Source organism: Roseibium sp. RKSG952 (assembly GCF_009711355.1).
The window spans coordinates 243,090-255,701 of record NZ_SMMF01000963.1; the positions used below are offsets into that span (position 1 = coordinate 243,090).

The 12,612-nt window shown below is 55.5% G+C and carries 10 protein-coding genes; 3 read left to right on the forward strand and 7 right to left on the reverse strand.

Annotated elements, in window-relative coordinates; genetic code table 11:
• Positions 1-582: hypothetical protein (locus tag E1297_RS47340; RefSeq protein WP_155151892.1), on the reverse strand; the 582-nt coding region annotated here is incomplete at its 3' end.
• 225 nt (positions 583-807) lie between these two features.
• Here E1297_RS47340 and E1297_RS47345 point away from each other — a divergent pair.
• A complete protein-coding gene (locus tag E1297_RS47345) occupies positions 808-2,040 on the forward strand; it encodes an efflux RND transporter periplasmic adaptor subunit (RefSeq protein WP_155151212.1) in 1,233 nt (410 codons plus the stop codon).
• Positions 2,037-5,837, forward strand: a complete 3,801-nt coding sequence (locus E1297_RS47350; protein WP_155151215.1) for an efflux RND transporter permease subunit — start codon at positions 2,037-2,039, stop codon at positions 5,835-5,837. The genes E1297_RS47345 and E1297_RS47350 overlap by 4 nt, the downstream gene beginning before the upstream one ends.
• Positions 5,838-5,884: 47 nt before the next feature.
• Here the strand turns inward: E1297_RS47350 and E1297_RS47355 are convergent, their stop codons facing one another.
• The 4 genes from E1297_RS47355 to E1297_RS47370 form a co-directional block, all read right to left on the reverse strand.
• Positions 5,885-6,208 carry a hypothetical protein gene (locus E1297_RS47355; RefSeq protein WP_155151218.1) on the reverse strand — a complete coding sequence of 108 codons (324 nt, stop codon included), beginning with the start codon at positions 6,206-6,208 and terminating at the stop codon, positions 5,885-5,887.
• 161 nt (positions 6,209-6,369) lie between these two features.
• Positions 6,370-6,762 (reverse strand): DUF2147 domain-containing protein, encoded by a 393-nt coding sequence (locus E1297_RS47360; RefSeq protein ID WP_155151221.1) that lies wholly within the window; start codon positions 6,760-6,762, stop codon positions 6,370-6,372.
• Between the two features lie 43 nt (positions 6,763-6,805).
• Positions 6,806-8,611 (reverse strand): ABC transporter ATP-binding protein/permease, encoded by a 1,806-nt coding sequence (locus E1297_RS47365; protein WP_155151224.1) that lies wholly within the window; start codon positions 8,609-8,611, stop codon positions 6,806-6,808.
• A 77-nt stretch (positions 8,612-8,688) separates the two neighbouring features.
• Complete coding sequence (locus E1297_RS47370; RefSeq protein WP_155151227.1) at positions 8,689-10,071, reverse strand: LysM peptidoglycan-binding domain-containing protein; 1,383 nt, start codon at positions 10,069-10,071, stop codon at positions 8,689-8,691.
• Positions 10,072-10,197: 126 nt separating this feature from the next.
• Here E1297_RS47370 and E1297_RS47375 point away from each other — a divergent pair, with 126 nt between their 5' ends.
• Positions 10,198-10,749, forward strand: a complete 552-nt coding sequence (locus E1297_RS47375) for a TIGR00730 family Rossman fold protein (protein WP_155151230.1) — start codon at positions 10,198-10,200, stop codon at positions 10,747-10,749.
• Between the two features lie 42 nt (positions 10,750-10,791).
• On the opposite strand, the gene E1297_RS47380 is transcribed toward E1297_RS47375, so the two are convergent.
• Positions 10,792-11,256, reverse strand: a complete 465-nt coding sequence (locus E1297_RS47380) for a host attachment family protein (RefSeq protein ID WP_155151233.1) — start codon at positions 11,254-11,256, stop codon at positions 10,792-10,794.
• Between the two features lie 415 nt (positions 11,257-11,671).
• Positions 11,672-12,610 (reverse strand): carbamate kinase, encoded by a 939-nt coding sequence (gene arcC / locus E1297_RS47385; protein WP_155151235.1) that lies wholly within the window; start codon positions 12,608-12,610, stop codon positions 11,672-11,674.
• Positions 12,611-12,612 lie beyond the last annotated feature (2 nt).

Here is a 12,612-nt window from a genome sequence, read left to right on the forward strand (position 1 = left end):
GGCGTCCTGTCGCAACGCCTGTAGTCGGTCCACCGCTGCCTGAGTGTTTCCTTCGGCCACGTCGATCAGCGCCAACTGTTCCTCAGCCAGCAAGCGCAACGGGGCACCAGGTGCCGCCAGCGCCTCGAATTGCAGTCGGCGATCGGCAGCAGGCAGGCTATCTCCCTGCAACAGCAAGGCTTTGAATGCCGCCATATCGCGATAGATCTGCGGCAGCTCGCCCTGAACTGCGATGCTATTCAGATTTGCGATGGCATCCTGCTCAGAACCCGTATCAACCTGTGCGGCAGCCAGCAGCATGTTCAGGATAGCATCACCACCCACAGACTGGGTTTCCACACTTTCCAGTTTCGCGGCCCGTTCAGCCGAACCGTTTTCGGCAAGAGCAGACAGAATCGAATCTCCCAGAGCCTCGGCCCTGCCTGTGTCACGCGCCTTACGGTATTCATTGAACGCCGCGCCGCCTACGATCAGAACTACCGCAGTTACGCCAACCCAGCCCCAACGGCGCAAAAGCAGATAGAGCCGGTCGCGGCGCACCTCTTCGGTGACCTCATCAATAAAACTGTCGACGTCGCTCATTCCTGCCCCCAGGCGTTGTATTCAGCTGTATAGCGCCATGTCATACCCCGGCACCATCGGCAAGCCAAGTGCCGGAATTTGCACATTTGCACCAGATGGGCCGCCTCTTGCGAAAAAAACTAAACCGAACTATTCAGTTCAGTATGGACATGCAGCATGCCCGACCCCATTTCATGGCATGCACACCGATTACGGTATTGCGAAGAACTCAAGGAGACGCACGGCATGCGGTTGATTTCATTCATCAACGCCCTTTTGGTTATTGTCGCGTTATATTTAATAGTTTTTGAGCGTGACGCTCTGTTTGCATTTGCAGGTCGCGGCGATGCCGAGACCGAAACCTTGTCAGAGACCGATTCTGAAGAAGTTAACACCTTGGCCTCAAAGGCCATCGGAGTGGTGGCGCTGCGTTCGACCGCTCGTGAAATTGACAGCGCTGTGCTGCTGAGAGGGCAGACCAAAGCCAACCGTCAGGTTGAAGTTCTGTCTGAAACTACTTCGACTGTCGTATCCGAGCCAAAGCGCAAGGGCGCCTTTGTCGAAGCGGGCGATCTGCTATGCGAGCTTGATCCGGGTACGCGCCACGCCAGCCTGACCGAGGCAAAAGCCGCCCAACTAGAAGCGCAAAGCCGGGTTCCCGAAGCTGAGGCACGTCTCGAAGAAGCGCATGCGCTGGTTGCCGAAGCAGAGATCAACCTGAAAGCGGCACGCAAACTGTCCGAGACCGGATTTGGTTCTGAAACCCGCCGTATCTCCAGCGAAGCTGCGATGAGCACGGCCCAGGCAGGCATCAAATCGGCCGAAGCCGGGCTGGAAGCCACACAGGCGGGCATCGAAGCCGCCTCTGCTGAGGTTGCAGCGGCTGAGCGTGAGCTGGAGCGTCTGACTATCGAAGCGCCCTTCCGTGGCCTTCTGGAAAGTGACACAGCCGAATTGGGCAGCCTGATGCAACCAGGCTCGCTTTGTGCGACTGTCATTCAGCTTGATCCGATCAAGCTGGTTGGTTTCGTTCCGGAGACCGAAGTGAACCGTGTGATCGTAGGCTCGCTTGCATCGGCTCAACTGGTAACAGGCCTTCAGGTCGAAGGCCGGGTGACATTTCTGAGCCGCTCGGCAGACGAAACCACCCGCACATTCGAGGTTGAGATCACTGTTCCGAACCCGGAATTGCTGATCCGCGACGGTCAAACCGCAAACATTCAGATCGCAGCCGAAGGGGTTAAGGCGCATTTGCTGCCCCAATCCGCGCTGACCCTGAACAATGACGGTCAACTCGGAGTACGAACCGTCGGCGCAGAAAATGTCGTAGACTTCAAACCCGTCCGAATCCTGCGCGATACTTCCGAGGGCGTCTGGATCGGCGGGCTGCCGGAAACAACTGATATCATCGTTGTCGGGCAGGAATTCGTGACCCGAGGCGTCACGGTCGCACCAACATATCGGGAAGCTTCGCAATGACGGGTATTGTCAGTTGGGCCGCGGATCGAGCCCGAATGGTTCTGGCCTTCATCGCGATTTCGCTGATTATCGGCGGGTTTGCTTATGTGAACCTGCCCAAGGAAGGCGAACCGGACATTGATATCCCGATGCTGTTCGTATCGGTTCAGTTCCCGGGCATTTCGGCCGAGGACAGCGAAAGCCTGCTGATCAAGCCGATGGAAACCGAGATGGCCGATCTCGACGGGCTGGACAAGATGACAGCTACCGCCGCCGAGGGCTACGCTGGTATCCTGATGGAATTCGAGTTCGGCTGGGATAAGTCCGCCACCATCGCTGATGTACGCGATGCGATGAACACGGCACAGAGCAAATTCCCCGACGGAGCCGAGCAATACACGATCACCGAGGTCAATTTCTCGGAGTTCCCAATCGTCATCGTCAACCTGACCGGTGCGGTACCCGAACGTACTATGGCGCGTATCGCCAAGGACCTGCAGGACGATCTCGAAGCGCTTGATTCAGTTCTTGAAGCGGGAATTGCGGGTGATCGCGACGAGATGCTCGAGGTCGTGATCGATCCTTTGCGTCTTGAAGCCTACAATGTCACCGCCAATGAGCTGATTAATGTTGTTCAGAATAACAACCAGCTAATTGCAGCTGGCGAGGTTGAAACCGAACAGGGCACATTCTCGGTCAAGATCCCTTCCTCGTTCAAAACAGCTCAGGATGTGTATGGCCTGCCCGTCAAGGTGAACGGCGATCGTGTCGTGACGCTGGGTGAGCTTGCTGAGATCAACTACACCTTCGAAGACCGAGCTGGCACCGCCCGTTTCAATGGCGAGTCGACCGTGGCGCTTCAGGTCGTCAAACGCAAAGGGTTCAACCTGATCGATACGGTTGCCGAGGTGAAAGCGAAAGTTGCCGAAGCACAATCAAAGTGGCCAACTGAACTGCAGGCAGCGGTTGATGTCGGCACATCCAACGACCAGAGCCGTATCGTCGATTCAATGGTTCGCCAGCTGGAAGGCTCGGTTCTGACCGCAATCGCGCTGGTGATGATCGTCGTTCTGGCCTCGTTGGGGACCCGTGCCGCGTTGCTGGTGGGTTTTGCGATCCCAACCTCTTTCCTGCTGTGTTTTGCCTTGCTCGCGATGATGGGGGTCAGCATCTCGAACATGGTAATGTTCGGGCTGATCCTGGCCGTCGGCATGCTGGTCGATGGTGCGATCGTGGTTGTGGAATACGCGGACAAACGCATCAAGGAAGGTGTTGGCCCGATGCACGCCTATGTCGAGGCGGCGCAGCGGATGTTCTGGCCGATCGTATCCTCGACCGCCACGACGCTCTGCGCATTTCTGCCGATGCTGTTCTGGCCGGGCGTTCCGGGCGAGTTCATGAAGATGCTGCCAATCACGCTGATCTTCGTTCTGTCGGCCTCACTCGTCGTCGCGCTGATCTATCTGCCGGTTGTCGGTGGTGTTTCCGGACGTCTTAGCCGCGTCTTTGATCGCACCTCTGACTGGTTGCGCGCCACTACTCCTTGGTGGGTGCGTGCAGTTCTTGTTCCGCCAGTACTCTATATGATGTTCCTGGGTGCGATGCAGATGGTGAACCCCGATTATCTGATGCCCGGGTCATCCTTTGGAGGCGTGATCTTTGGGGCGATCTTGCTGATGTTCGGAGCGTTCGGCGGGTCCGTAGCGTTGAGCGCTGCCAAAATCGAACGCGCACCTGAAACCCGTGTGCATACTGCCAAAGAGCACAGCGTCTTCGGCTATGTCATGAAGTTTCTCGTTGGCAATCCCGTTATGCCCGTTGTTTCGATCCTGCTGATCGGGGCCGGCGTTTTTGCGGTCATGTTCGCTTTCGGAAGTAACAATCGTGGTGTCGAATTCTTTGTTGAGACCGAGCCGGAACAGGCAACGGCCTACGTCCGTGCACGTGGGAACCTTTCACTTGATGAAAAGGACGACATGGTTTTGGCCGCCGAAGAAGTCATCGGCGCCCACCCTGCAGTGATCAATGTGTTCTCTTTTGCAGGCGAAGGTGGTCTCAACCAGAACAATGGCGGCGCCGAGGCCCCTGCTGATACAGTTGGTCGCGTCCAGTTTGAGATCCTGCCTTGGGAAGATCGCCCGAATATCTCAGAACCCATCCTAGGTGGATTGTTCGATCGGCAGGTCATTTCCCCTGAATACGACGGGGACTTTGTTCTGGAAGAACTGTCTGCAGAGCTGGCCTCAATTCCCGGCATAATTGTCGAGATCCAGCCGCTTGAGCAGGGCCCTGCATCGGCCAAGCCGGTACATCTGCGGATCAGGGGTGACAATTGGGAAGAGCTGACGAATTCGACCCTTGCAGCGCGAGAGGCGTTCGACAACACCCCCGGCCTGATCAAGACTGAGGACTCGCTGCCATTGCCTGGCATTGACTGGCAGATTGACGTCGACGTCGCCAAGGCGGGTCGTTTCGGCGCGGATGTTGCAACCGTCGGCGCTATGGTCCAGCTGGTCACGCGGGGCATCTTGTTGGGCGAAATGCGTCCCGACAGCACGGATGAGGAAATCGAAATCCGTGTCCGCCTGCCAGACGAAGATAGGGTTCTGTCCACTCTTGATACGCTGAAGGTTCGGACACCGGACGGTTTGATCCCCTTGTCGAACTTCGTCACGCGGCAGCCAGTCAAGAAGCTGGCGGAGATCAATCGGATCGATCAGGAACGGTACTACGACATCAAGGCAGATGTTGAAGCAGGCCTGAGTAAGGTGGTTGTTGATGGTCCTGATGGTACGGAACAACGACTGGCCGTTGTGCGGGAAATCGTTGAAGGTGCTACACCCGCCGGTACTGTTATCACGAGTGGAGACGGCAGAGAGTTCGAGCTGGTGCAGCTTACCGGCGCCGAAAGCACGGGCGACCTGATCACAAGCATCGACAGCGGTGACGCCCGCTTTGCGCTGATCAATCCAAACGAGCGGATTGCATTACTGACTGAGTGGCTAAGCAGCGACCCCTTCCCCAAAACAATCTCTTGGGAATGGACCGGTGATCAGGAAGAGCAGGCTGAATCCGGAGCGTTCCTTGTGAATGCCTTCATGGGTGCATTGGGTCTGATGTTCGTGATCCTGCTGGCTCAGTTCAACTCGTTCTACAATTCGGTGCTGGTTCTGTTGGCGGTTGTGCTGTCAACGACCGGCGTTCTGATCGGGATGATGGTGATGCAACAGCCGTTCTCAATCATCATGACAGGTACCGGTATTGTCGCACTGGCGGGGATCGTGGTGAACAACAACATTGTTCTGATCGATACCTATCAGGAATACAGCCGATACATGCCCAGAATTGATGCAATCGTCCGTACCGCCGAAGCACGCATTCGTCCGGTTCTTCTAACGACCCTGACCACCATGGCTGGTCTGACACCTATGATGTTTGGTCTGTCTCTGGACTTCATAAACGGCGGCTACTCGATCGACAGTCCAACCGCCCTGTGGTGGAAACAACTGGCGACTGCTGTGGTGTTCGGACTGGGTATCGCGACGGTGCTGACGCTGATCGTCACCCCGTCACTCCTTGCTCTGCGGGTTTGGGTGACCACCTATGCTGTCTGGTTAGGCAAGTTGTTGGCCCGGTTGACGGCCGGCCGATCCAGCCAGATTGCACAGGACATGGCAATCGGGCGCTCAGCTCGGGACATGCAATCCACCGAAATCGTCTGGGAAGATGGCCGGACACCGCGTGAGGTTACGTCGTCCAACGAAGACAGCGACCCGACGGAACATCCGCCAACCGCACCTATCAAAGCGGCAGAGTGAACAAAGGCGAACCTTCGGGTTCGCCTTTTTCTTTTAGGTTCAAAACTTTAATCTGAGAAAGTATAGGCACCCAAATCACATAGATCGAGGCTATAGTCTTCGACCGTGTATCCATCCGCGAAAACTCCGCGAATATCGTACACGCAAGTTTCAAGACCATCCGCGATCAGTACGCCGATTTCATAATCCGGCGCCAGATATCCCCCCTGCAGCAGATTGCTTTCCCAATCATCGGAAGAAGCCGACGATACGTTGAATTCAACAAGATCTGCCGAGCTTTCATTTATCAGCAAAAATTCCAGATCTTCGGCAACTGCCGCAGTAGCGGACAATGCAACCGCGATCAGCGGCGCAACAAGACGAAACTTCATCGGTACTTCCCTATTGTTGTGAATGAACCCGGCCGGGTTCGCTTGGTGAAATGGTCCAGTTGATTTCAAGGTTGAACGTGGACGCGTCAACCAAAACCGTCTTAATGAAGCAATTTTCATACCGGGTGATATTCGATCCCACCCACAAACACGATGAGGGTTTATTTTTCCAAACGGGTCCAGGTCTGATGTCCGCACACCACATGCTCGCACCCACGAACCGTCAGCGTATTACCCGATAGCGTCATCTGAGGTGCCACATCCACGTCAATCATTGGGATCCAGAACTCGCCCCCACCATATTTTCCACTTCCCTCACTCGTCACGTCCCAGAATAGTTGCTTTCCAACATTCGGTGTCTGAACCTTCTTGCCCGAGGAATCATAAGCGGATTCAACCTTGCCGCAGAACTTGTCGCCACAGGCCGATATCTGAATGTGCGAAATCAGGTTCTTGCGGTCGGGCTCGGTTTTCCAAAGCCCAATGATAGGGTCAGCACACGCAACTGCAGGTACTCCCAATGCAAAGAGCGCAACCAATATGTGTTTTTTCATACTGAGAGTTCCTTGTTTCCGAAGCACAATAGCGCCAACGATCTTAAGCTGCCTGCGTATCTGACTGCTGACGGCTCCATAGCTGCGCATAGCGGCCCTGACGCGCCAACAATTCATCGTGGGAGCCCTGCTCGATGATTTCACCTTGCTCCAACACAACGATCTGGTCAGCCTCGGCAATCGTGCTGAGGCGGTGCGCGATTGTTATCACCGTACGCCCCTCCCCCGCTCGCGCCAGAGCATCTTTGATGTCTTGCTCGGTGTCTGTGTCCAACGCCGAGGTCGCCTCATCCAGCAACAGAATGGGCGGGTTCTTGAGCAGTGTCCGCGCGATGCCAACCCGCTGTTTCTCACCGCCCGAAAGCTTGAGGCCCCGCTCTCCTACCTTCGTGTCATAACCTTCTGGCAAAGCGATGATGAAATCATGAATCTGCGCCGCTTTGGCCGCTGCTTCCACGTCGACTTGACTTGCGCCTTCGCGACCGTAAGCGATGTTGTAGCGGATGGTATCATTGAACAGGACGGTATCCTGCGGAACCACACCAATGGCCGCGTGCAGACTGGTCTGGGTCACATCGCGAACGTCCTGTCCATCAATCCTGAGCGCACCACCCGTGACATCATAAAACCGGAAGAGCAGCCGCCCTATCGTCGACTTTCCCGATCCTGTAGCCCCGACAATCGCCACCGTTTGTCCCGCTTCGGCTGTCAGCGAAACGCCTTTCAGGATGTCCCGGTCCGCCTCATATCCGAAATGAACCTGGTCCAGCTCAACCTGCCCTCCGGAGACGACCAGATCTTTTGCGTCAGGTTTGTCCGTGACCTCTGCAGGCTGTTCCAGCAGTTGGAACATCTGCCCCATATCGACAAGCGACTGTCGGATTTCCCGATATACCGTACCAAGAAAATTCAAGGGGACGGTTATCTGGATCATATAGGCATTCACCATAACGAAATCACCGACGGTCAATGTGCCCTTCTGGACGCCAATAGCTGCCAGAACCATCACACCTATCAGACCGCAGGTGATCAGAAGCGATTGACCAAAGTTCAGGAACGCCAGCGAATATGCGGTTTTTAACGCGGCCTGCGCATATGCCTTCATCGAGACATCATAGCGTGCAGCTTCACGCTCTTCCGCATTGAAATATTTGACAGTTTCGAAATTCAGCAGGCTGTCGATGGCGCGCTGATTGGCTTCGGTATCCTGATCATTCATCTCGCGCCGCAGCTTCACCCGCCATTCAGTGACTGCAAAGGTGAACCAGATATAGAGCGCGATGGTGACAGCAACGACAACCAGATACCAAACGTCAAACAGCCACATGAGAATGATCGCGACCAGCAGAAGCTCGAGGATCAGCGGGCCGATGGAAAACAGCAAAAACCGCAGCAGAAACTCAACGCCTTTCACACCACGTTCGATAATCCGGCTCAGGCCGCCTGTGCGTCGCGTGATATGATAGCGCATCGATAGCTGGTGGATGTGTTGGAATGTCTCCAGCGCCAGCGCTCGCAAGGCCCGTTGGCCGACCGGAGCAAACAGGGCATCACGCAGCTGCTGGAAACCAACCGTCATCAGGCGCGCCATTCCATAGGCTACGGTGAGTCCCACCGCGCCCAATGCAAGCGGTGGCACGCCTTCGCCCGCCAAGCTGTCAACTGCGCCTTTGTAAAGGATCGGAGTATAAACAGCGATCAGCTTCGCCAGCACCAGCATGACCATCGCAAAGATCACACGGCGTTTGACCCAAGGCTCATCCTCTGGCCACAGATACGGTGCGACCTTACGGATGGTCAGCCAGCCTGAACGGCGCTCATCTATCTCTGGCAGGTTGTCAGAACTCATTGATCGGTCATCTCTTCACGTACCTTAGCTGCGGTCAGAGATAGGCCCCAGCCCCCGAAAGGACCAGAGCCAAGCTTTTATTCAGGGATAGTAAATATCTGCCCCGGGTAAATCAGATCTGGATCGCGGATCAGTTCACGGTTCGCGTCGAACAGCTTTACGTACAGAATACCGTCCCCAAAACGCTCACGTGAGATTGCCCACAATGTATCCCCCTTCTGTACGGTGACCGAGCGGATTGACGGGGTTTCAGCCGGTGCCTGATTTGGATCTGCTTCCTCAGTCGCCTGCAAAACCTCAACCGGTTCGCGTTTGAACGGCGTTTCGACGCGGCTCAGTACCGTTCCGTCGGTGTTGATCTCATCTACACGCAATGTGTAGACGCCGGGATCGATTCCCTCGAGGTCGCCGCGCCATTTTCCGCTTTCATCGGGCGAAAGTTCAGCAACCAACCGGTTATCCAGGTACAGACGAACTGCCGAACCATCCTGTGCCCGACCGGTTAACTGAACATCGCCGGTGTCAGAATAGCCGATTGTGTCCAACTCGATCTGTTTCGGAGCGTCAGCAGATGCAGTCGGCGATTGGACAAGTTCAACCCCCTCTTCACCCGAACGCAACACTGCGATTTGTTGATCGTCGGTCGCCTCTGCTTCAGGTTCTTCGGCCACCTGTTCATCGGTGTCATCCGTGGCTGTCTGCGTCTCTTCGGTATTTGCGGTGGTTACAGGTTCTTCGGTCGCCGTTGGCTCGGCGCTGGCGATCTGTTCTTCTTCAGCAACTTCGGGCTCCGGCTCGGGAAGAGCAGCAATCAGATAATCATCGGATCTTGCCGATTGCGTCCCATCAGAATGCTCCAAAACCAACCCGCGTGCATTTTCGCTGAATGGGATCGCAACAAATTCAGCAAACTGTCCGCTGTTGTCGACCGTAAAGGAGTGCACAGGCTCGCCGTCCAGCAAGACGCGAATTTGGCTACCCGGCTCGGCATTTCCGGACAAAAGCGCGTTGCCATCCTTTTCAACAAATATCTGGTCCAACACAGGTGGAGCTACTGCGGGCGGTTTATCTGCGCTTGCTTCCTGTTCGGTATCAGGTTCTTCAGCCTCTGCGGCGGCGTCTTGTGCCGGAGCTTCTGTTGTCTGCTCCTCCTGCCCTTGATCAGCGGTTTGCTCACTAGGTGCTTCGGTTGCCGTCTCGTCGGTTTCCTGCGCTTCCGCAGTCTCGGCTGCCGCTGGTTCGTCGACTGACTGCGTGGTCTGTGTTTCCTCAGCCTCGGTGACCTGCTCTTCAGGTTCAGGCACGACTGCAGCCTCTTCCTGCGGTTGCTGATCTTTGTCTGCATCTCCACCGAACATGCCTGTCAGGTACAAACCTCCTGCAATCAGCAATGCAACGATACCGGCGATCACCCCCCAGATGAATGTGCCTGAACTTCCGTTTCCCGACTTGGCGTCCATTTTTTTCCTTTCACCCCGCGACAAAAATGCTTTGAGTTAAAAGCATTCCGCCCGACAGTTGAGCCAACCTATCAATCCCGCTATCACGGGTCAAAACTTCTGACACAAGCCCGGAGCCCCCCATTCATGTCTCAGAAATCCGTCTGTGTGTACTGCGGGTCACGAAATGGCGAAAATACCGCCTATTCGGACGCTGCCCGCCAGTTTGGCCAGCTTTTGGCAAATGAAGGCTGGAGACTGGTTTATGGTGCCGGAGATGTCGGTCTTATGGGCGAGGTCGCACGCGCGGCACAGACTGCGGGCGGCGAAACCTTTGGAGTGATCCCGGTACATCTGGTGCGCCGCGAGGTCGGTAAAACCGACCTGACCCACTTTGTCATCACCGAGACGATGCACGAACGAAAGAAGGTCATGATCATGAATGCCGATGCAGTTGTCGTACTGCCCGGCGGCCCCGGATCACTGGACGAACTTTTCGAGGCGCTGACATGGCGCCAGCTGGGTCTGCATGACAAACCCATTTTGGTCATGAATGTGGATGGATACTGGGACGCTTTGCGTGCCCTATTGGACCAAGTGATTGATCAGGGCTTTGCAGATGCATCGCTGTCCGATTTCATCACATGGGTGGGGGATGCTGAAACCGCTATGACTGAACTGCGCAGATTGCTTGCGTGATCAGAGCGAATGTGGGCGGTGCAAACCGCCCACCTGCTTTGCTTATGCGCGCGCATTAGCTTTCAGACGACTGGTCAAAACCTGTTCGACCTTGTGCAAGGGATGGTTGGTCAGTGTTTTGTCGACTTCGGCCACCACTTTTGCCAGGACTTCGCTATGTAGGCGCCGCCGCAAAAGCCCAAGAACGTGGGGGCTGGCGACCAGCACCAGTCGTTTGTAGGCCCCCTTGAGGCCCTTGCGGTTCAGCAAATTGGCCAGATCCTGCACAAACAGAGATTTCGCATGGGTCTTCCAGGTGCCCTCTTCGACCGCAGATTTCTGCTTGGGGCCACGATCATAGCGACGTCCGGCCCGATCCGAAGGTTTCAGGCGTGCCGTTTCCTGTTCCTGCTCTTCGACTGAGACGACGACCAGATTTGGGTCTTCGGCGTCTGTGATATTTTCCATAAACAGCGCCTTTTCTCCGTCGGCGACGATAACCCAAGTTCCCTGTGCAAGTTCGACCATAGTGATCTCCTGATACCGTTTTTGTGGCTATCCCTCGCCTGTCAGGCACAGTTCACCTGTGACGCGCCCTCGGTTTTTGGCGCGCTGCCCGATTACTTATCAATTGGTTGGCGGAACTCTCCCCTCCGCATCCTTTAGCTAGGAACTGCCAAGCACGGGTACAATAACTCTCAATTCGAAAGTTGACGTATAGGCAAGTTTCCACCTGTACCTGCGAGAGCGACCAGCGATAAGTGAGGCATCGCTATGGGAGCTTGGAAGAGGACGAACGCATTTCGACAGGCGATATTTGCAGTGTTGACTCAGATCAGTAATGCCACCGTTCAAAACTCGCAAAATATGCCGGTGCTTTGGAGGCAAAGCACACGAACTAAACCTCGCAGCATTCCAATGAGCAGAAGACTACTTTTTACGCCTAATGAAACTGTGTTTGCCCCGCGTTCAATGAGATGGTTGTCCCTTTTTCACCACGAACGGCTGCGGGAACATCTGCCAATGCACAGATAATTGCCCTACCTCCGGATGAACGTACAAAGTCCTGTGCCGCCTGCACTTTTGGTCCCATTGATCCCGCTGGGAATTCATACTCATCAAGAGCATCGGGCGTAATTGAGCGAATGCCCTTCTGGTCAGGTTCGCCCCAATTCAGGAACACGGCCTCAGCGTCCGTGGCGATGACAAAGAAATCCGCACCAAGGTTCTGTGCCAGCAGGCATGACGCGAAGTCCTTATCAATGACGGCTTCGACTCCCACCAGTTTACGATCGGCACCTTTCTCATACATTGTTGGAATGCCACCGCCGCCAGCCGCGATGACAGTGGCGCCTTTCTCCAAGATCCAACGGATCGGTTCGACCTGAAAGATGCGCTTTGGTCGGGGTGACGGAACGACCCTGCGCCAGTACTCGCCATCCGGTTTTACCGTCCACTCCTTTTCGGCAGCCTCTTTTTTTGCCTCCTCCTCAGCGTAGACCTGGCCAATGAACTTGGTTGGGTTGTCAAAGGCTGGATCGTCAGGATCCACCTCGATCATAGTCAGCAAAGTAGCGATGTGGTGTTCGAAAGGCAGGATGTTACCAAGCTCTTGTTCGATCATGTAACCGATCATGCCCATCGTCTCACCAACCAGAACGTCCAGCGGGTACTCCTCAACATCGGTATACATGATTTCCTGCAGGGCCAGCATCCCGACCTGCGGGCCATTGCCATGGGTAATGACAGCCTCATGCGCTTCGCAAAGAGGGGCAAGGGCTTCGGCAGCAATCTTCGCATTCTTGCGCTGATTGTCTGACGTCATCTCCTCACCCCGCTTGAGAAGCGCGTTGCCGCCGAGTGCTACAACAACGCGTCCCATAG

Coding starts and splice junctions, on each gene's coding strand:
- E1297_RS47345 (WP_155151212.1), top strand. CDS start 808: ATGCGGTTGATTTCATTCATCAACGCCCTTTTGGTTATTGTCGCGTTA.
- E1297_RS47350 (WP_155151215.1), top strand. CDS start 2,037: ATGACGGGTATTGTCAGTTGGGCCGCGGATCGAGCCCGAATGGTTCTG.
- E1297_RS47355 (WP_155151218.1), bottom strand. CDS start 6,208: ATGAAGTTTCGTCTTGTTGCGCCGCTGATCGCGGTTGCATTGTCCGCT.
- E1297_RS47365 (WP_155151224.1), bottom strand. CDS start 8,611: ATGAGTTCTGACAACCTGCCAGAGATAGATGAGCGCCGTTCAGGCTGG.
- E1297_RS47360 (WP_155151221.1), bottom strand. CDS start 6,762: ATGAAAAAACACATATTGGTTGCGCTCTTTGCATTGGGAGTACCTGCA.
- E1297_RS47375 (WP_155151230.1), top strand. CDS start 10,198: ATGTCTCAGAAATCCGTCTGTGTGTACTGCGGGTCACGAAATGGCGAA.
- E1297_RS47370 (WP_155151227.1), bottom strand. CDS start 10,071: ATGGACGCCAAGTCGGGAAACGGAAGTTCAGGCACATTCATCTGGGGG.
- E1297_RS47380 (WP_155151233.1), bottom strand. CDS start 11,256: ATGGTCGAACTTGCACAGGGAACTTGGGTTATCGTCGCCGACGGAGAA.
- arcC (WP_155151235.1), bottom strand. CDS start 12,610: ATGGGACGCGTTGTTGTAGCACTCGGCGGCAACGCGCTTCTCAAGCGG.